The organism is Clostridium amylolyticum (assembly GCF_900142075.1).
Taxonomy (GTDB): Bacteria; Bacillota; Clostridia; order Clostridiales; family Clostridiaceae; genus Clostridium_AA; species Clostridium_AA amylolyticum.
Window position 1 is genome coordinate 539,160 of the sequence record NZ_FQZO01000003.1, and the last position, 18,649, is coordinate 557,808.

Consider the following 18,649-nt stretch of genomic DNA (forward strand, 5'->3'; position numbering starts at 1 on the left):
AGTACAAATGTCATATAAATTATTAATTATCAATCCAGGTTCCACATCTACAAAAATTGCAGTATATGAAGATGAAAATCAAATCCTAGTGGAAACTTTAAGACACAGCTCAGAAGAAATAGGACAATATGATAGCATATATGGACAATTTGAATTTAGAAAAAATGTTATATTAAATGTACTTAAGGATAAAAATTTCAATATTAAAGATCTAAATGCTGTAGTAGGCAGAGGCGGACTTTTAAAACCTATGATAAGTGGTACTTACAGAGTTAATGAAACCATGCTGGAAGATTTGAAAGTAGGGGTTCAAGGACAACATGCTTCAAATCTTGGTGGAATTATAGCTAATGAAATAGGAAAAGAATTAAATATACCAGCTTTTATAGTAGACCCTGTAGTGGTAGACGAATTAGAGGATATAGCTAGAATATCTGGAATGCCAGAAATAGAAAGAAGAAGTATATTCCATGCATTAAATCAAAAAGCTGTGGCAAAAAGATATGCTAAAGAAAATAATAAGAGATATGAAGATTGCAATTTAATAGTAGCTCATATGGGGGGAGGAGTTTCCGTAGGAGCTCATGAAAATGGCAAAATAGTAGAGGTAAACAATGCTCTTGATGGTGATGGACCATTCTCTCCTGAAAGAAGCGGAGGATTACCTGTAGGTGATTTAGTTAAATTGTGTTTCAGTGGAAAATTCACTAAGGAAGAATTAATAAAGAAGATAAATGGTAAGGGCGGCTATGTAGCATATCTAGACACTAATGATGCTAGAGACGTGCTAAAAGCAGCTGGAGAAGGGGACAAGAAGGCTAAACTTGTCTATGATGCCTTTACATATCAAGTATCTAAAGCCATTGGAGAATGCTCAGCAGTGCTTTGTGGAAAAGTAGACGCTATAATACTTACAGGTGGAATAGCTTACGGAAAACAAGTAGTGGATGACATCAGCGCAAGAACTTCCTGGATAGCACCAATAACCGTATATCCTGGAGAAGATGAGATGCTAGCTCTAGCCCAAGGCGGACTAAGGGTATTAATGGGAGAAGAAGAAGCAAGGGAATATAGATAATAATTGAGAAATAAGTAAAGAAATTGTTTACATTTATGGCAATGGAATATATAATATAGATATAAGTTAAATATTTTAGGCGTTGTTACTGGTAATGCAGGCAAGAGCCAAAAAGACCATTTGTGGTCTTTTTGGCTCTTTTTTAATTTACCATAGAATTTAAAATTTAGGATATAAATTATTAAAGGAATTTTTATTAAATCATAACCAGGAAACTTCTTTCGAAATTTTTTTCTTACATTGAAAGAAACTCCATAAGGTGTTTACTCCATCATTCTAAATTTTAAATTTTAAATTCTAAATTAATAAAGGAGGTCTATCATGGACAAAAAATCTATTCCTACAATCTTGGCAGAAGAGATTCTTGAGAAAGTAGGTGGAAAAGAAAACATTGCAGCTGTGAATTATTGCATGACTAGGTTAAGACTTACACTTAGAGATGAGGCATTGGCTGACAAAAAGGCATTAAAAGCAATTAATGGTGTTATGGGGGTAGTGACCCAAGCTGGACAGTTGCAGATAATACTTGGACCGGGTACAGTTAATAAAGTGGCAGCAGAAGTAGGCAAAAAGACAAGTCTTAGGGTAGGACAAATAGATGAGGCTACCGTTAGAAAGGAAGAATTAAAAAAGAAAAATGCAACTCCATTTAAGCTTTTTCTTAAAAAACTATCCAATATATTTATGCCATTAATTCCTGCCTTTGTAGGATGTGGAATTATCTATGGCTTTGCCAAGCTATTTGAAAACATGGGACTAATATCTGGTAATACTTATAATATACTTTATGTTATTGGTAAAGCAGTATTTTTATACATGAATATAATGGTAGGTATGTACACAGCTAGAGAATTTGGAGGCAGTGAGGCATTAGGCGGATCTATTGCTGGTATTTTAAGTGCCTCTGCTCTATCTAAAATCGTTATAGGCGGAGTGCCTTTAGTTCCAGAAGAAGGAGGAGTATTTGCAGTACTACTTGCTTGTATGGCTGGTGCTTATTTAGAGAAGAAATTAAGAAAAGTTATGCATCCTGTATTGGACATGCTTGTAACTCCCACTGTAGTACTTTTAGTAATTGGATTTGGAGCACTATATATATTCCATCCACTAGGTAGAGCTTTATCCAATAGTTTGACCTGGGCAGTTACCGCTTCTATTGCAAAGGGTAAAGTACTTACTGGTGGAATATTCTCTGTATCCTTCTTGCCACTTGTTATGACAGGCCTTCATAGAGCATTGACTCCAGTAGAAGTAAGCTTACTTAAACAAACTAATATAGATTTGTTAAGGCCAATATTAGCTATGGCAGGGGCAGGACAAGTAGGTGCAGGTATTGCTATTTATATGAAGACAAAAAGTAAGAAGATAAAAACTATAGTAGCAAGTTCCTTGCCTGTAGCTATGTTAGGTGTAGGAGAACCTTTGATGTTCGGTGTAACCCTTCCTTTGGGTAAGCCATTTTTAACTGCTTGTTTAGGTTCAGCTTTTGGAGGCATGTATGTAGCTGCTATGGGAGTGGGATCTACAGGTATTGGACTATCAGGATTGCCACTTACCTTATTAATTCCAGGAAGCAAAGCTGTACACTATTTAATAGGTACTATTTTAGCTTATGCAGGAGGATTTTTATTAACTTACTTTACAAAATGGGAAGATTATAAGGATGATGTGGAAGAAGCTTCTGAAATAGAAAACCCAGCAACAATTCAAGCATAAGAGGATGTGATAAAATGGCTCAATATGATTTTCATTTTCATTCCACCTATTCAGATGGAAGTACTACATTACAAGAGATATTTAATAAAGCTAAGGGAAAAGGAATAAAAGCCCTAGCTGTTACGGATCATGATACTTCACTTAACTTCCCGGAAATGAAAATATTAAGTAAAGCTTATGGCATAGCTTATATACCAGCTTTAGAACTTACAGTGGTAGAGCAAGGTGTAAAATTACATGTATTAGCTTATGGGCTTAATAAGGAATCAGAGGAGCTTTATGCATATTCCACAAATTTAAAAAACTATCTGGATCATAAATCTCATAAACAAATTTCTATTTTAAACTCTAAGGGGATAAATATTTCTCCTGAAGAATTCTTTAAGCAGAGTAAGGGAGGACCTTTATATAGAGCAAAGCTCCTTTATACCTTGGCCTTACATGGATACTTGAAGGTAGATGACATCATGGTATCACTACCAAAATATTTTGGAAAAGATGGCATGTGTTATGTAGAAGATACCTATAACTTCATGAACTTTAAAGAAGGCTGTAAATTTATAAAAAGAAATGGCGGAAAAGTAGTTCTAGCTCACCCAGGAAAAATAAAAAAGAAGAAGGAAGAGCTATATAATGATCTCATTAGGAGTTCATACTTAGATGGCATAGAGGTGTATCATACAGACAATGATGAAGAAGTAAAAAAAGAGCTTAGAGACATATGCCTAAAGAAAGATCTTAGAATTACAGGAGGCAGCGATAGTCATGGTATCTTCAGAAAGAAGTTTATAGATATTGGTGATATGGAGTTACCACAGGAGGTAGTAGAAAGCTTAAAGGATTTATTTGCAACAGTAATGTAGCTAAAAATATATTAAAGACGGTAATCCCATTAAGTGGAACCGTCTTTAATTTCGGTTATTATTTCATTCTTTTTCTGATATAATGAACTAGGAATAATAGAATATATAGAAGATCTCCTTGGGGGTGGAAGTTTTGGGGAGAATTTATAAAGTTATAAGACTTATTAATAATAATGTAGTGATGTGTTATGATGATGAAGATTTCCGCTGTATGCTTATAGGTAAAGGAATCGGCTTTGGACTTAAGGCTCAAAGCAGGATTTATAACACTGAAAAGGTGGAAAAGATATTTTACCTTATAGATCCTGAAAATAAGTATAAGTTTGATTTAATGACTAAGGAAATAAATGTTGATATCATAGGAGTTGTGGAAGAGTCCATTGCACTTATGGAAGATATCCTAGATAAGCCTCTTAAGGAAAGTATACATGTAACACTTTTAGATCATATAAATTTTGCTTTAAATAGAATTAAAAATAATATAACTATAAAAAATGTTTTTGTTCATGAGATTAAATTTCTTTATACAGAAGAATATCTTATAGCAGAGAGAGTGGTTAAGCATATTAATTCTAGGTTAAACATAAAGCTTCCCGAAGATGAGGCTGGATTTATTGCCATGCACATTCATGCTGCAGCCAATGATGGAAACCTTAGAGAAACTGTAATGGCAAATGAAATTCTTGAAGATATGATTACCTTTATAGAAAATAGAATTGGAAAAAAGCTAGATAGAAATAGTCTTCCATACTTCAGGCTCATAACTCATCTTAGATTTGCCATTGATAGAGCCATTAAAAATATTACGTTAGAGAATATATTATTGGATACCATTAAAGATAAATTTAAGGAGAGCTTTTCCTTAGCTAAAGAACTAGTGGAATATATAAAAGAGAATCATGATATATCCTTTAATGACAGCGAGATGGGATATATAGCTGTACATTTGCAAAACATTGTTAATAATAGATGATTTAGGATTTAAAATCAGAAATTAATTTAGAATTGGCAATTAATTTAAAATTTACAATGAAGGATAGTTTTTCTGAAAAAGCATCAGAAAAACTGTATGAATTTATTCAAATTAAAAAACTCCTCAGGGAGTTTTTTGTTTTACATAAATTCAAAAGAAACTCTGTGAGTTTATTCCTTCATTTTACACTCTCAATTCTCAACTCTAAATTGTAAAACGAGTTTATTAGCAATAAATTTCTTCTCCCATTTTTATCTATTTATTAAAACACATAGGGGTGAAAAAAGGAATTGGAAAATAACAAATGCTTTTTTTGACAAGTAAATAATTTGTATAGTAAAATAGATAATTATGATGAATAAAACATTTGAATAATAGGTTAAAATTACAGTATAATTATATTGTAAAGGTTTACCGAAAATTAGTTGATACTATGTGTTAAAAAGGAGTGTATATGAAGAGAATAAATGTTTTTACAGGACATTTTGGCAGTGGTAAAACAGAAATAGCTATAAACTATGCAATGAAGTTAGCGAAACAAGGTGAAAAGGTTACTTTGGTAGACATAGATATAGTTAACCCATATTTTTGTTCCAGGGATATAAAAGAGGAACTCCAAAATTGTGGTGTAAGATTGATTTCGGCAAATCCTCATCTTTCCAATGCTGAGTTAATGGTTGTACCTCCTGAAGTTATTTCTGCTTTTAATGATAAAAGTCATATAGTGGTATTTGACATAGGTGGGGATGACATGGGAGCAATAGCATTGGGTCAGTACAATAAGTACTTTAAAGAAGAACCCTATGATATGTACCTTGTAGTTAACAACAACAGACCTTTAACCTCTAATGCTGAAGAGGCTGAAATTTACTTAAAGGATATAGAAAAATCCAGCAGACTTAAAGTTAATTATCTCATATCTAACACAAATCTTTCCGATGAGACAACTCTAGAACACATACTTAAAGGCGATGAAGAAGTTTTTAAATTATCACAATCATTAAATATTCCATATGCGTATACCGTTTGTAAAAAGGATATGTGCCATGAGTTACAAGGAAAAGTTCATGGAGAAATATTTGGAATAGACATTTATATGAAAAAACCTTGGGAGAAATAAAGTAAAAGAGGGGGAAATAAAATGGCAAAGGTCACTTTTAGAGAGGAAAGATGTAAAGGATGCGGTCAATGTATAATAGCATGTCCAAAACAAATTATATCTTTCTCAGAAAAGCTTAATGCAAAGGGTTATCATCCAGCTGGTATTCCAGAAGACAAGATGAAGGATTGCATAGCTTGTGCATCCTGTGGAAGAATGTGTCCTGACTACGTTATAACTGTTGAAAAATAAGGGGGTATAAAAAATGGCTCAAAAGGTATTAATGAAAGGAAATGAAGCAATAGGTGAAGCGGCTATACAAGCTGGTTGTCAGTGCTTTTTTGGCTATCCTATAACACCGCAAACAGAAGTTGCTGCTTACATGTCTAAAAAGATGCCTAAAATTGGGAGGGTATTTTTACAGGCTGAAAGTGAAGTAGCAGCAATAAATATGGTTTATGGAGCTGCAGGAACAGGAGTTAGATGTATGACTTCCTCCTCAAGTCCAGGAATCAGCTTAAAGGCAGAAGGAGTTTCATATATTGCAGGAGCAGAACTTCCTTGTGTAATAATAAATATTGTTAGAGGTGGTCCAGGACTTGGAAGCATTCAGCCAGCTCAATCAGACTATTTCCAAGCTACTAAAGGATTAGGTCATGGCGATTATAACATGCCTGTATATGCACCTAGTTCCATTCAAGAAATGGTAGATCTTATTCAAGATGCCTTTGATGTGGCAGATGAATATAGAACTCCAGTAATGGTAATGGGAGACGGAATGCTTGGACAGATGATGGAGCCAGTAGAGTTTAAAGAAAGACAAAGAAGAGAACTTCCAGAAAAGACTTGGGCAGCTAATGGTCTTGGAGATAGAAAAGAGCATAATGTAATAAACTCATTGTATCTTCAATCTGAAGATTTGGAGAGACACAATATAAAACTCCAAAAGAAATATGCAGCCATTAAAGAAAATGAAGTAAAATATGAGCTTTATAATATAGATTCAACATGTGACCTTATTATGGTTTCCTATGGTACAACCTCTAGAATTTGCAAAAATGTTATTAAAACTGCAGAGGAAAAAGGTGTGAAATTAGGACTTATAAGACCAATAACTCTATGGCCTTTCCCAGCAGAAGCCTTTGACAAAACCATAGACCTTACTAAGCATGGTTATATTTCTGTGGAAATGAGTGCGGGACAGATGGTGGAAGATGTAAGACTTTCTGTAAATGGAAGAAAGCCAGTAGAGTTTTACGGAAGAACCGGCGGAATGGTGCCTACACCAGAAGAGATACTTAACAAGGTTATGGAAATAGTAGGAGGTGAAAAATAATGACAGTAGTTTTTGAACCTACAAAAGCTTTAAGAGATGTGCCAACCCACTATTGTCCTGGATGTACCCATGGTATAATCCACAGACTTGTAGGTGAGTGTTTAGAAGAATTGGGGATTTTAGATAAAACTATAGGTGTTGCACCTGTAGGATGCTCAGTTTTAGCATATAATTATTTTGCCTGTGATATGTTTGAGGCTGCTCACGGAAGAGCACCAGCAGTAGCTACAGGAATAAAAAGAGCAAATCCTGATAAGGTAGTATTTACTTATCAAGGAGATGGAGACCTAGCAGCTATAGGAACTGCAGAAATAGTTCATGCTGCTGCTAGAGGAGAAAATATAGTTACTATATTTGTAAACAACTGTATCTATGGAATGACCGGAGGACAAATGGCCCCTACTACATTACCAGGACAAGTTACTGAGACTTCTCCTTATGGTAGAGATGTAGCTACTCAAGGACATCCTATTAGAGTATCTGAAATGATATCCACCTTAGATGGAGCGGTTTATGTGGAAAGAGTTTCTGTAGATAAGGTACCTAACGTAATGAAAGCGAAGAAAGCAATTAAAAAGGCTTTCCAAAATGCTATAGAGGGAAAAGGCTTTTCTATGGTAGAAGTATTGTCCATATGTCCAACTAACTGGGGACTATCTACTTCTGAATCTTTAGATTGGCTTAGAGATAATATGATTCCTCACTATCCTTTAGGTGTTAAAAAGGATATTACAGGGGAGGTGAAATAGTTATGTTATCACAGGAAATTTTGTTTGCAGGATTTGGTGGACAAGGAATTTTGTCCATGGCTAAGTTTTTAGCTTATGCAGGTATGGATGCAGAATTAAATGTATCATGGCTACCTTCTTATGGTCCAGAAATGAGAGGAGGAACCTGTAACTGTTCAGTAATAATAACCGAGTCACAAGTAGGTTCTCCTATAGTTAACAAACCAGATACCTTAATAGTTATGAACAGACCTTCCCTTGAAAAATTTGAAAATACCATTAAGCCTAATGGACTACTAATAATAGATGAGGATATGGTAAATATAGATGCATCAAGAGAAGATATAGACGTTATAAAAATACCAGCTCAAAGCATTGCCCAGGAAATAGGTAACAAGACTATTGCCAATATGGTACTATTAGGAGCTTTAGTAAAGAAAACTGGTATAGTTTCCATGGAGGTAATTCTTCAATCCTTAAAAGATCATGGAAAAGAACAATACTTTGAAATGAACAAGATTGCCTTAGAAAAAGGAGCTAGTTACGTTAAGTAATTTAGAATTGAAAATTTAGAACTGAAAATTTAGAATTTAGAATGAAGGAGGAAACTCACAGAGTTTCTTGAAAATTTAAAAATCCCCTTAGGGGGATTTTTTTTGTGGATTTTTATGGGTTAGAAATTAATTTTAGAAATATATAATGATTTTGAAGCTTATTGAAAGATTAGTATAAAGTATTCAGCTTACCTTTAATTTCTAGATGGGCAGATCTCTTATTTCAATTTCAGTACCTTCTGGCGCTTTAACTTTAAATAAATACCCCTCTTCTACTTTATAAATGTCTTCTCCATTTTTGTTTTTAAAGTTTGTATATCCTAAACTTTTAATTCTTTCATATTCTTTTTGTACATTTTCTACTAGAAAACACATATGTACTATTCCTTCATTTAATGAACTCCATGGATTTAATTTTTCTCCCCTTTTAGATGTTTGAAGTTCAATCATAAAATCGCCTAAGCTTAACCATGTATTATAATCTCGTTTATGAAAGTTTGGCGTTTCTATCACTAATTCAAAGCCTAAAATCCTTGTATAGAAATCCAATGAAGCTTTATATTTATCTGTTTGAATACAAACATGGTGAATCATTTTTGTGCTCATAGTTTAACCTCCACCTCTAAAAATATAAATATATTATACCATCACATAATCATTTTAAATTTAATAAAAATTTATCTTTTAAAAATTTTCTCTGGGAATTTTTTTCTTGAACTTTTATATTCTAAAGTTTTTCTGATGCTTTTTCAGAAAAACTATCCTTAATTCTAAATTTTAAATTATATACCATTCTAAATTTTAAATTGCAAATTATCCCTCGAATAACTTCCCTCAATATTTAAGATAATACTATTGTGGAGGTGATTTATAATGGAAAATAATTTTAACGATAACGCTAATAATATGCCTAATAACACTTTAGCTCCTCATGAAGCAGCAGAACTTCATGAAATAATAAGCGGAGGAGTTTTGGGCTATAAGAAACTTCAGGCATCAATGCCCATGGTTAAAGACCCTGAACTTAAGACATTTATAGAGGAGTCAATATCTGGCAAAAAAGTGGAGTTAGATGAAATGCAGAATTTTGTAAATACTATTAAAGGATAAAGGAGGAAGGATAAATGGCTTGGATGGATTCTATTTTAGGGCCCAATGAGAACGAAAATCCTGAAAATAATCAAGATAATACTAACAATACAAACAATTCTTCTAATGAGCAGATTACAGACAAAGATATAGCAATGGATATGCTTACTTCTTCTAAAGGAGATATAGGACAGCTTACTAAGGCTATCACAGAGAGCACCAATCCTCAATTAAGATTAACTTTAACCAATCAGCTGAATTCTGCTATAAACAGTCACTTCAGACTATCAGATATGGCTATAAAAAAAGGCTGGTATGAAGCTCATACTTGTCCCACTGAATTAATTAATAAAGACTTAGGAGAGTTCCAAGGTATGAAGCTTCAACAGCAAAGCATGCAAAATTCTCAAAATATGCAGTAAAAAATAAAGGCTATATCTAGGCATTAGTTCTAGATATAGCTTTTAATGTTAAATATATAACTATTATTTGCAAAAATGATTAATAACCTACAATCTATTGGATAATCCTATTAGACACTTTAATTAATTACCTATATGATTTAATTGGAATTATTATTTTAAGGGGGATTAACATGGAAAAACAATTATTTGTAGATGAGGTAAGAAAAACTGCTGAAGGTTATTTTCAAAGGGGAGAATTTTTCTGCTCTGAAGCGGTGGTAAAAACTATTAACGATTTATTGGACAAGCCATTTGATGATAGCGTGACAAAGCTTGCTTCTGGATTCCCAGTGGGTATTGGTAAATCAGGTTGTCTTTGTGGTGCAGTAAGCGGAGGTGTTATGGCTTTAGGTATGGCTTATGGAAGAAATCACGGAGAACCAATGCAGGATAAGATGTTCCCGGTTTCAGCAGATTTGCACAATCATATTAAAGATATGTATAAGAGCACCTGTTGTAGAGTAATGACAAGAAACTTTGAATTTGCGTCTCCAGAGAGAAAAGCCCACTGTGTAAAAATTACTGGAGAAGTAGCAGCTTATGTAGCTGAAAAATTATACGAGGATGGCGTTATAAAATAGGAGGCATCATGAAGCTTAATGTAATAGAAACCCTATGTATACTCATGGCATTCTTGCTTATAGGATATTTCATTCAAAAAAAAGTAAGTATATTAAAGAGATATTATGTGCCAGCACCTTTAATTGGAGGGTTATTGTTAGCTGTAATCCTTTCCATGATTAACAACTACAGCGTTCTAACTTTAGATTTTTCAGCTCTTCCAATTTTCGTGGCAGGATTTTTTCTTTCTATCGGTCTTAGAGTGAACATAGACTTTTTTAAAAAAGGATTTAAGTGGCAGATGATTTTCCTGGGGATTGCTATAATTACCGCTTTCCTGCAAAATGGTGTAAGCTTACTTATAGGAAAAATCTTTGGAAAGACCGCAGCAGAAATAGTGATTACAGGTTCCTTAGGACTTATGGGAGATCATACTGTTTTAAGTACCATTCCTGAGTTTATGGCTAAAGGAAAAGCTCTAGTACCACAACTTACAGCTTTTTCAGTACTTGCCTTATACATAGCTACCCTAGCTGGAGGAATACTCTTTAGCTTATTTAAGAAAAATACAGATTTAAGCACCAATGTAAAGATACCGCCAGCAGAATTAAATCCTATGGAATTTTTAAAGATACTTTTAATATTTGTTTTAGGAATTTCTATAGCTTTAATACCTGGAAAGTTAGGATTTGGAAAGTTTATTAATCCTGCAGGTGGAGGATTCCTAGTAGGACTGATTCTAAGAACTATATTTGATGTATCAAAAATATATGAGGTAAAATTACCTTCAGTAAACCTCATTGGAAACTACGGTTTATCTATGCTTCTCATTACTGTATTTTCTATGTTTGACATTAGGATAATATCTAAAATAAGTATGTATAATGTCATTCTACTTATTATACAAATGGCATGGCTTATGCTGGTAGCATATTTTGTGGTTTATAAAATATTTAAGAAAAATGCTTTGGCATCTTATGTTGCTTCAGGGCTCATAGGCTTTAGTATAGGAATGCCAGCTAGCACTATGTCCAACATACAATGTTTTTCTGAAAATGAAGGTGCTATTCCTATGGTACTATTTGTAGTACCTCCTGTAGGAGCTTGGATGATAACTGTAATAAATATGTACTTAATTCCATTATTTCTATAAAAGTTTTAAAGCTATCTTAAAGGGATATTTTAGTGTTGATATAAGAATATTTCCTTTAAGATAGCCTTTTTTATTTTAAGTCTTTTAGAGAGGTTAGATTATAGAGTAAAATGTTATTATAAATAATTATAAAATGAGGTGTAAATTTGAGAACAAATTTGAAGATAACCAATAGCCTTACCATGATATCTGAAATGGTTGGAGACTCTACCTTTCAGGTGCTGGAATTTGATAATTTGCAAGGAGCTTCAGATGTAAGTACTGCAAGAGATTTATTTTACATGAGAGAAACAGGAATGAACCTAAGACAAGTGAGGATTCTTCTACAAGATAGCTCCGTTAGGCTTCAAGCTGGGGCTTTAAGCTATTTAAAAGGAAATATAGAAATGGATAGTAAAATGGGGGGACTTATTGGACTAGGTAAAAAACTAATAAGCGGTAAGACCACGGGAGAAAGTGCATTTAAACCACTATATAGCGGATCAGGGGAAATTTTTTTAGAACCTTCCTTCGGTCATTATGCACTGATAGAATTAGAGGATGATGAAGTTATAGTAGATGATGGATTTTTCTTCGCTTGTGAAGAAGGAGTAAAAGTTGGGGCGGCTAGTCAAAAAAATATATCTTCAGCTTTTTTAGGTAATGAAGGATTTTTCCAGACAAAGGTTTCCGGTAGTGGTATAGTGGTATTAGAACTTCCAGTGCCTGAAACTGAAATATTTAAATGTATACTTATCAACGATACCCTAAAGGTAGATGGGAACTTTGCAGTTTTAAGGACAGGCAACATTGAATTTACAGTAGAGAAAGCTGCTAAATCTATTATTGGATCTGCTACTTCAGGAGAAGGTTTGGTTAATGTTTATAGAGGTACAGGAGAGGTTTGGCTAATGCCCACTAAGGATGTATACAATAAGCTTTCCACTTGGGGAGTAGGAGCATTAACCAGCAATAAAGGAAGTTCTAATACAAAAGTTTAAAATATTATCACATATGAATAAGTAATAACTCATATGGCTGCCATTGGAGGTATTATATTTGGACAGAGATGAATTATTTACTAGGGAGCCTTTTCGATTTATATTGAGCCTAATAAGCTGTGTACTTTGGGGAAGTGCTTTTCCAGTTCTTAAAATAAGTTATGTTGAACTTAATCTAGGAGCAGGAGATGTCTTAGGAAGAATTGCATTAGGAGGTATAAGATTTTTTCTTGCATCCCTGCTTTTATTTTTATTTACCAGTTTAGTTTTTAAGAATAGTTTAAATATAGGTAGTAAGAATATATTTAAACTATTTATGCTGGGAATTTTTCAAACGGGATTATTATATATACTATTTTATAATGGTATAGCAAATACCACTGGCATGAAGTCTTCTATAATAGGAGCTTTAGAAACATTTTTCACCATTATTATAGCCCACTTTGTATATAATGATGATAAGATAGATAGGAATAAAACCTTAGGTATCGTCCTTGGATTTACTGGGATAATACTTACAAATTGGGGACAGGGCTTTAATAGCGAGTTTTCTTTTTGGGGTGAAGGCTTGCTAATAATATCCTCCCTTATTGGTTCTGTAAGTGCTATATATGTGAAGAAACTCTGTAAAGAACTGCATCCCTTTGTAATTACTTCTTATCAGATGTTTTTTGGATCAATTCTTATGCTGGCTATTAGCATGGGAAGACTTACAGGAGAAGGACTTAACTTCACTCCAAAAGCAACTGGGCTTCTTATATATTCAGCATTTTTATCAGCGGTATCCTTTGCTATTTGGTATACCCTGTTAAAATATAATAAAGCAGGGGAAATAAGTATGTTTAGATTTATTATCCCCGTATCAGGAGCGTTACTTTCTGCAATATTTATTCCAGGAGAAAGCCTTACTATTATGCTTTTAGCTGCGTTAATATTGGTTTCTGCAGGAATTGTAGTAGTAAATAGAAAAAAAGATGAAACTGGGCAATAGACCCAGTTTCTTTTTTATTGAATATTTAGGAGTATCTCATTTCCTTGACTGTCTCCACCTATGGCTTTGTCAATGATAAGGTTTCCTGTGCTTATGGGCTTTATATCTAAGGAACTATAATTTATTTTTAGGAAAGGGACGTCATTTTTAATGTTATTACTTAGTATAGTTAATTTTAAAGTACCATATTCATTGGAGTCGGTGATGACTTTAACATCCTTGGATAACTGAATATTTTGTATGCTTATCTTAGAAGAATCATACAAAAGTGTTACATCTAAGGCTGTTAATTTATTTTCATTATGATCTAACACCAAGGAAGCGGAAGTATCCGTATTAAGCAGCTTTAAAGTGGTTTTTTGCTTGTTGTATTTTGATAAATCTTTTTGAGAAAGGAACATGCTTTCATCAAAGACTTTACCTGTCCAGCTATCTGAAGGCTGGAAGTTCATAGCTTTTGCAATTATTGGCGGAATATCTTTTTGCTTTCCTCCATCTAGGATTTTATTAGGAGCTATGGTAGGACCATAAAAAGAGATAAAAGTAGTTAAGGTCTCAGGATGTCCATTACCATGACCCGTGTCTCTTCCACCATGGTCTGTAGTAAGTATTATTAAAGTGTCCTCTAAGAGTTTTTCATCTTTCATAGCTTGAATAATGTCTTTTACATTATCATCTTTTTCGCTTAAAGCTTTATAAAACTCATCTTTAAACCATCCTTTAGTATGACCGGCATAATCTACATCGTTTAAATGAACATAAAGCATGGAAGATTCCTTTGCTTTACCGGTTTTAATATAATTTACTAGATTTTCAGTAACCTCTTTATCTGAACCACCAGAAAATTCTACCCCTATATTGCTTTCTATTATACCTTTATTAATTCCTTCCCAATTACTAAAGGAAGCAGCCTTCCTTTGAGGAAAATTCTCCTTGACCACTTTAAAAACAGAAGGATAGGGACTATCTAGTGGATAAGGCGTGCTTTCAGCAATATCATTGGTGATTCTGTAAGGATTACTGGCTTCGTAATAGCTATAACCATGTAATGCGGCTACCCACCCTGGTGCTGAGTTGGAGGGCATATCCACCATAGAATTATGGGTTACTGCTCCTTCTTTAAAGAATTCATTAATAAAGGGTGTGTGACGAACATTATCTAAAGTTGAACTCCCGTAATAAGGAGCTTTTTCGTAAAATGCATTGCCAGCCCCATCAATGCCTATGATTAGAGTACGCTTATAAGGAAAGAATCCTAGTTTTTTTGTTAGTTCTTTTATAGATTTATTACTTAAAATTTTATTGCTATATCCTAAACTTAAATCACCGATACTTATTAAACCGTCTTTGTTTAGATCAAATTTATCTAGAGAAGTTTCTTGAGTATTTTCACTGGCTTTAGCTTTAATACCGTAATTTAAGGGTAAAAGTGAAGAAGCAATAAAAGTTGAAGCAGTAATTATAAAAGTAAATAAATACTTCTTCTTCATAAAATACACCACCTTTTTATTATGCTTTAGCCTTAAGTTACAACAAATTAATTATTATAAGTATATATTGCCACTAAATTAAAATAAATATGAGGGAGAGATATTTAATTTTTAATTTACTGTATGTACATAAAGAGTTTGCTTTATAATAATTTATTAACAAAAAAAGCCGCCACAGGCAGCTTAAGAAGTAACTTTTTCAATATATTTTAATGTGGTAGTGAAAAAGGTAGTCATCATTAGATAAAAAATTGCAGCTATGAAAAATATCTCTAAAGGTCTAAAGGAAACATTGGCCATCTTTTGTGACGTACTCATAAGATCAGTCATAGCTATGGTAGAAACTAATGCGGTATCTTTTATAAGAGCTATAAATTCATTACTCACAGCCGGAATCATTCGGTTTACACATTGAGGAATTATTATATACCAAAGGGTTTGAAAGTAATTTAAACCTTCGGTTTCAGCAGCTTCCCACTGACATTTGTCTACGGATAATATAGCACCTCGTATGGCTTCAGCTACATAGGCTGAAATGTTTATGCTAAGGCCTAAAATAGCTGCAGAGTAAGAGGAAAGCCTGATATCTATTTGTGGAAGGCCAAAATATAATATGAATAATAGTATTAAAAGAGGGGTGCCCCTAAAAAACCAAGTGTAAAAGGTACCTATAATCTTAATTATTTTTATATTACTTAGCTTCATCATAACCACTATAAAGGCCAATATTATTCCAAATATTATAGAAATAAAAGTGAGCTCAACGGTTTTAAATGCTCCATGTGCCAAAATAGGTATATATTGATTTAAAAAATTTATGTCCATGGGAAATCCTCCTGTAGTAATTAAATGTTTAATCATAATCACCAAATATTATCAATTCATTCTAAAAACAATGCCTTGCGCAAAGCATCATATCTAAAAGCCCTTTACTTTTTACTTCTTACTTATTACCTATTACCTCTTACTTATTATTAGTTATATCTTCACCAAACCACTTTTCTGATATTTTTGCTAAGGTTCCATCTTGTTTAAGTTCTTGTATAGCTTTATCTAATTGTTCTTTCATGGCTGAATCATCTTTCCTAATACCAATAGCTACTGGTTCTTTACTTAATTCTTTTTCTGCTACTTTAAACTTACTTCCTTGTTCCTTTAAATAATATCTTGCCACTAGCTCGTCTATAACTACAGCATCTATTCTTCCTATGCCCAGGTCATTAATAGCATCCATATTATTTTTATATTCTTTTACTTCCTTAAAGGTATTTTTTATTGGTTCCATAGCATGTTCGCTAGTGCTGCCAAGCTGAACTCCTACTACTTTACCCTTTAAATCTTCTGGAGAGTTAATTTTACTATCTCCTTTTATTACTATTACTTGCTTTTCCATAATATAAGGCACAGTAAAGTTTATTTGCTTTTGCCTTTCTTCTGTAACACTCATGGCTGATATAACCACATCAAATTTTTTGCTTTGAAGTCCTGGTATTATACCATCCCAGTTATAAGGCATAAAATCAAACTTTTTATTTATTTTTTTCTCTATTTCTTTTGCCATGTCTATATCGAAACCTTGAAGTTCATTAGAATTGCTTCTAAAACCCATAGGAGGAAAAGAATCGTCTAGTCCTACTAATATTTTATCTGAATTTGAGTTACTAACTTTGTTGCTTGTCCCACATGCTGCAAGACCCAAAGAGCTAGTTACTAATAATGTTATGGCTATTTTTTTCAATACATTTATTTTCATTTTCAAAATCCCCTTTTCATTAAGCTAAAATTATTATACTTTATCATTTTAAAGTTGTAAAGCAGTAAAATAAAATAAAAACTTTACAATGCAACAATGTTATGTTATATTGTTTTTAAAGGAGGATGAAAATGGAAGAAGAATTAATTTCAAAAAAAGATTTACTAATAGAGACTGATATTTCTTATGGTCAATTATATAGATGGAAGAGGAAAAACATTATACCTGAAGAATGGTTTATTAAAAAAGCTAGTTTTACTGGTCAAGAAACCTACTTTCCACGAGAAAAAATTTTGGAAAGAATTCAAAAGATAAAAGACTTAAAGGATAATTTATCCTTAGATGAGCTTGCAGAACAGTTTTCCTTAAAACCTACTGCTCTCAGATTACATAGAGATAAATTACTGGAGAAAAACATTGTTACGGACACTGTTCTAGATATTTATGAAAGCTTATTTGAAAAAATAGAAATGTACGATTTTTCGGCTATGCTTAAAGTGTTTATATTTAATATTATTTTGAAAACTGGCAAAATAAGCGTAGAAGAGGCTTCAAGGATAATTACAAACTATAATATCCTTCATGAAGCTAATAATGAAAAGTTATTTAAAATACTTTACTTGAGAAAATATGGAATAGGAACATGCTTATTTGGGGTTTTACCTTGTGAGTTTTATCCTGAGCAGGAAGCTAAAATAGTTTTAAACATTGATATTCCAGATATGATAGAAGAATTAAAAATTAAAATTAATGAATAGGAGGATAATTTATGGATTCAAATAACTTTGCAGATAGAGGAGATTTAAAGATTTCTGGTTCAGGTTCCGCAGGAGGTGGAAATTATAATTCAATAAAAATTAGTGGCTCCGGTAGTATAAAGGGCGATATTAATTGCAGGGAAATGATAATTAGCGGATCAGGCAAGGTAGATGGAAATGTAGAAGCTTTAAATATAAAATTTAGTGGTTCAGGAAAAATTAATGGTAATGTTAGTAGTGATGAAATTAAGGTGAGTGGAAGCGGAAACTTTAAAGGGAAAGTAGAGGCAAATTCCATGGCAGTATCTGGAGACACAGCTATAGAGGAAGGTGTAAAGGCAGAGAATTTAGCTATATCAGGTAGTTTTAGGGTTAATAAAAAGATTGAAGGTGGCACTTTAAAGCTTAGAGGAGAATTATCTTCAGAAAGCTGCGAAGTTGAAAACTTTGATTCAGAAGGTTCTTTTAGGATATCCTCACTTTTAAGTGCAGACAATATATTAATTAGTCTCATAGGAAGATGTGAAGCCAAGGAGATTGGTGGAGAAGCTATTAGTGTAAGAAAAGGATATTCCAAAAGAGGAATTCTACAGAATATATTTGGAGCTATATTTGACCCTGATGGTATTTTAATTGCAGAGGTGATAGAAGGAGATGAAATTTATTTAGAAAATACCAAGGCTAAGTTTGTAAGAGGCTCTAGAGTTACCATAGGTTTTGGCTGTGATATCGATAATGTAGAATATAAAGAAAGTATCCAGGTAGATGAGAAAAGTAATGTAAAGAATAGGTGCCAAGTAGGTGACAAGTAATAAGATAGGTAAGGATGCAGAATTTTAATTGGTATATGAATCTTGTATAGTAAGTTAGTAACAATATAGTATAAATTAAGAGTCAATATAAAAGTTAATAAATTGAAAAAGCATTTTTTGCACTTATATATAATTGTAAAAAATGCTTTTTATTATTAAAATTGCATGAATAATTATACCTATTGTTTACAATTTATAACGAATAAATTGAATTAAATATAAAAAGTTAACTATAATAGTCATTTTTATAT

At 32.8% G+C, this 18,649-nt stretch carries 21 protein-coding genes; 17 read left to right on the forward strand and 4 right to left on the reverse strand.

What is annotated here, in order from left to right; translation table 11 throughout:
• Window positions 1-7 precede the first annotated feature (7 nt).
• The 9 genes from buk (at window position 8) to BUA82_RS09705 (ending at window position 8,347) form a co-directional block, all read left to right on the forward strand.
• On the forward strand, window positions 8-1,078 hold the full coding sequence (buk, locus tag BUA82_RS09665) for a butyrate kinase (protein ID WP_073007043.1): 1,071 nt from the start codon (window positions 8-10) through the stop codon (window positions 1,076-1,078).
• Between the two features lie 321 nt (window positions 1,079-1,399).
• On the forward strand, window positions 1,400-2,794 hold the full coding sequence (locus BUA82_RS09670) for a PTS transporter subunit EIIC (protein WP_073007044.1): 1,395 nt from the start codon (window positions 1,400-1,402) through the stop codon (window positions 2,792-2,794).
• A gap of 14 nt (window positions 2,795-2,808) precedes the next feature.
• On the forward strand, window positions 2,809-3,657 hold the full coding sequence (locus tag BUA82_RS09675; protein ID WP_073007045.1) for a PHP domain-containing protein: 849 nt from the start codon (window positions 2,809-2,811) through the stop codon (window positions 3,655-3,657).
• A gap of 133 nt (window positions 3,658-3,790) precedes the next feature.
• Window positions 3,791-4,630, forward strand: coding sequence for a PRD domain-containing protein (locus BUA82_RS09680; RefSeq protein ID WP_083599872.1), 840 nt, complete (start codon window positions 3,791-3,793; stop codon window positions 4,628-4,630).
• 454 nt (window positions 4,631-5,084) lie between these two features.
• Window positions 5,085-5,750, forward strand: a complete 666-nt coding sequence (locus tag BUA82_RS09685) for an ATP-binding protein (protein WP_073007046.1) — start codon at window positions 5,085-5,087, stop codon at window positions 5,748-5,750.
• 21 nt (window positions 5,751-5,771) lie between these two features.
• The gene (locus BUA82_RS09690) at window positions 5,772-5,981 is read left to right on the forward strand and encodes a 4Fe-4S dicluster domain-containing protein (RefSeq protein WP_073007047.1); all 210 of its coding nucleotides are present in this window, start codon (window positions 5,772-5,774) and stop codon (window positions 5,979-5,981) included.
• A gap of 13 nt (window positions 5,982-5,994) precedes the next feature.
• On the forward strand, window positions 5,995-7,065 hold the full coding sequence (locus tag BUA82_RS09695) for a 3-methyl-2-oxobutanoate dehydrogenase subunit VorB (RefSeq protein ID WP_073007048.1): 1,071 nt from the start codon (window positions 5,995-5,997) through the stop codon (window positions 7,063-7,065).
• Window positions 7,065-7,814 (forward strand): thiamine pyrophosphate-dependent enzyme, encoded by a 750-nt coding sequence (locus BUA82_RS09700; RefSeq protein ID WP_073007049.1) that lies wholly within the window; start codon window positions 7,065-7,067, stop codon window positions 7,812-7,814. Before BUA82_RS09695 ends, BUA82_RS09700 begins: the two co-directional genes overlap by 1 nt.
• 2 nt (window positions 7,815-7,816) lie before the next feature.
• Window positions 7,817-8,347 (forward strand): 2-oxoacid:acceptor oxidoreductase family protein, encoded by a 531-nt coding sequence (locus tag BUA82_RS09705; protein ID WP_073007051.1) that lies wholly within the window; start codon window positions 7,817-7,819, stop codon window positions 8,345-8,347.
• Window positions 8,348-8,548: 201 nt separating this feature from the next.
• On the opposite strand, the gene BUA82_RS09710 is transcribed toward BUA82_RS09705, so the two are convergent.
• Window positions 8,549-8,953 (reverse strand): VOC family protein, encoded by a 405-nt coding sequence (locus tag BUA82_RS09710; protein WP_073007053.1) that lies wholly within the window; start codon window positions 8,951-8,953, stop codon window positions 8,549-8,551.
• A 267-nt stretch (window positions 8,954-9,220) separates the two neighbouring features.
• Between BUA82_RS09710 and BUA82_RS09715 the strand changes: the two genes are divergently transcribed.
• The 6 genes from BUA82_RS09715 to BUA82_RS09740 all read left to right on the forward strand — a co-directional run bounded on the left by BUA82_RS09715 (window position 9,221) and on the right by BUA82_RS09740 (window position 13,585).
• Window positions 9,221-9,457, forward strand: coding sequence for a hypothetical protein (locus tag BUA82_RS09715; RefSeq protein ID WP_073007056.1), 237 nt, complete (start codon window positions 9,221-9,223; stop codon window positions 9,455-9,457).
• A 14-nt stretch (window positions 9,458-9,471) separates the two neighbouring features.
• Entirely contained in the window at window positions 9,472-9,858 is a 387-nt protein-coding gene (locus tag BUA82_RS09720) for a spore coat protein (RefSeq protein ID WP_073007058.1), read from the forward strand.
• A gap of 173 nt (window positions 9,859-10,031) precedes the next feature.
• Window positions 10,032-10,481 carry a C-GCAxxG-C-C family protein gene (locus tag BUA82_RS09725; RefSeq protein ID WP_073007061.1) on the forward strand — a complete coding sequence of 150 codons (450 nt, stop codon included), beginning with the start codon at window positions 10,032-10,034 and terminating at the stop codon, window positions 10,479-10,481.
• 8 nt (window positions 10,482-10,489) lie between these two features.
• Window positions 10,490-11,614 (forward strand): sodium/glutamate symporter, encoded by a 1,125-nt coding sequence (locus BUA82_RS09730; protein WP_073007062.1) that lies wholly within the window; start codon window positions 10,490-10,492, stop codon window positions 11,612-11,614.
• Window positions 11,615-11,760: 146 nt separating this feature from the next.
• On the forward strand, window positions 11,761-12,594 hold the full coding sequence (locus BUA82_RS09735; RefSeq protein WP_073007063.1) for an AIM24 family protein: 834 nt from the start codon (window positions 11,761-11,763) through the stop codon (window positions 12,592-12,594).
• Between the two features lie 58 nt (window positions 12,595-12,652).
• Complete coding sequence (locus tag BUA82_RS09740) at window positions 12,653-13,585, forward strand: DMT family transporter (protein WP_073007064.1); 933 nt, start codon at window positions 12,653-12,655, stop codon at window positions 13,583-13,585.
• A 14-nt stretch (window positions 13,586-13,599) separates the two neighbouring features.
• Here the strand turns inward: BUA82_RS09740 and BUA82_RS09745 are convergent, their stop codons facing one another.
• The 3 genes from BUA82_RS09745 to BUA82_RS09755 all read right to left on the reverse strand — a co-directional run bounded on the left by BUA82_RS09745 (window position 13,600) and on the right by BUA82_RS09755 (window position 16,828).
• Window positions 13,600-15,075, reverse strand: a complete 1,476-nt coding sequence (locus BUA82_RS09745; protein ID WP_073007065.1) for an alkaline phosphatase family protein — start codon at window positions 15,073-15,075, stop codon at window positions 13,600-13,602.
• A gap of 183 nt (window positions 15,076-15,258) precedes the next feature.
• On the reverse strand, window positions 15,259-15,900 hold the full coding sequence (locus tag BUA82_RS09750) for an amino acid ABC transporter permease (RefSeq protein ID WP_073007066.1): 642 nt from the start codon (window positions 15,898-15,900) through the stop codon (window positions 15,259-15,261).
• Window positions 15,901-16,039: 139 nt separating this feature from the next.
• Window positions 16,040-16,828 (reverse strand): amino acid ABC transporter substrate-binding protein, encoded by a 789-nt coding sequence (locus BUA82_RS09755; protein WP_073007067.1) that lies wholly within the window; start codon window positions 16,826-16,828, stop codon window positions 16,040-16,042.
• 131 nt (window positions 16,829-16,959) lie between these two features.
• Here BUA82_RS09755 and BUA82_RS09760 point away from each other — a divergent pair, with 131 nt between their 5' ends.
• The gene (locus BUA82_RS09760) at window positions 16,960-17,586 is read left to right on the forward strand and encodes a DUF4004 family protein (protein ID WP_073007068.1); all 627 of its coding nucleotides are present in this window, start codon (window positions 16,960-16,962) and stop codon (window positions 17,584-17,586) included.
• A gap of 11 nt (window positions 17,587-17,597) precedes the next feature.
• On the forward strand, window positions 17,598-18,398 hold the full coding sequence (locus BUA82_RS09765; RefSeq protein WP_073007069.1) for a polymer-forming cytoskeletal protein: 801 nt from the start codon (window positions 17,598-17,600) through the stop codon (window positions 18,396-18,398).
• The last annotated feature ends 251 nt before the right edge of the window (window positions 18,399-18,649 follow it).

Excerpts from the sequence above, each read along its gene's own strand:
- BUA82_RS09685 (WP_073007046.1), top strand. The coding sequence starts at position 5,085 with ATGAAGAGAATAAATGTTTTTACAGGACATTTTGGCAGTGGTAAAACA.
- BUA82_RS09705 (WP_073007051.1), top strand. The coding sequence starts at position 7,817 with ATGTTATCACAGGAAATTTTGTTTGCAGGATTTGGTGGACAAGGAATT.
- BUA82_RS09670 (WP_073007044.1), top strand. The coding sequence starts at position 1,400 with ATGGACAAAAAATCTATTCCTACAATCTTGGCAGAAGAGATTCTTGAG.
- buk (WP_073007043.1), top strand. The coding sequence starts at position 8 with ATGTCATATAAATTATTAATTATCAATCCAGGTTCCACATCTACAAAA.
- BUA82_RS09690 (WP_073007047.1), top strand. The coding sequence starts at position 5,772 with ATGGCAAAGGTCACTTTTAGAGAGGAAAGATGTAAAGGATGCGGTCAA.
- BUA82_RS09695 (WP_073007048.1), top strand. The coding sequence starts at position 5,995 with ATGGCTCAAAAGGTATTAATGAAAGGAAATGAAGCAATAGGTGAAGCG.
- BUA82_RS09750 (WP_073007066.1), bottom strand. The coding sequence starts at position 15,900 with ATGGACATAAATTTTTTAAATCAATATATACCTATTTTGGCACATGGA.
- BUA82_RS09745 (WP_073007065.1), bottom strand. The coding sequence starts at position 15,075 with ATGAAGAAGAAGTATTTATTTACTTTTATAATTACTGCTTCAACTTTT.
- BUA82_RS09700 (WP_073007049.1), top strand. The coding sequence starts at position 7,065 with ATGACAGTAGTTTTTGAACCTACAAAAGCTTTAAGAGATGTGCCAACC.
- BUA82_RS09710 (WP_073007053.1), bottom strand. The coding sequence starts at position 8,953 with ATGAGCACAAAAATGATTCACCATGTTTGTATTCAAACAGATAAATAT.
- BUA82_RS09715 (WP_073007056.1), top strand. The coding sequence starts at position 9,221 with ATGGAAAATAATTTTAACGATAACGCTAATAATATGCCTAATAACACT.
- BUA82_RS09755 (WP_073007067.1), bottom strand. The coding sequence starts at position 16,828 with ATGAAAATAAATGTATTGAAAAAAATAGCCATAACATTATTAGTAACT.
- BUA82_RS09675 (WP_073007045.1), top strand. The coding sequence starts at position 2,809 with ATGGCTCAATATGATTTTCATTTTCATTCCACCTATTCAGATGGAAGT.
- BUA82_RS09725 (WP_073007061.1), top strand. The coding sequence starts at position 10,032 with ATGGAAAAACAATTATTTGTAGATGAGGTAAGAAAAACTGCTGAAGGT.
- BUA82_RS09720 (WP_073007058.1), top strand. The coding sequence starts at position 9,472 with ATGGCTTGGATGGATTCTATTTTAGGGCCCAATGAGAACGAAAATCCT.
- BUA82_RS09765 (WP_073007069.1), top strand. The coding sequence starts at position 17,598 with ATGGATTCAAATAACTTTGCAGATAGAGGAGATTTAAAGATTTCTGGT.
- BUA82_RS09760 (WP_073007068.1), top strand. The coding sequence starts at position 16,960 with ATGGAAGAAGAATTAATTTCAAAAAAAGATTTACTAATAGAGACTGAT.
- BUA82_RS09730 (WP_073007062.1), top strand. The coding sequence starts at position 10,490 with ATGAAGCTTAATGTAATAGAAACCCTATGTATACTCATGGCATTCTTG.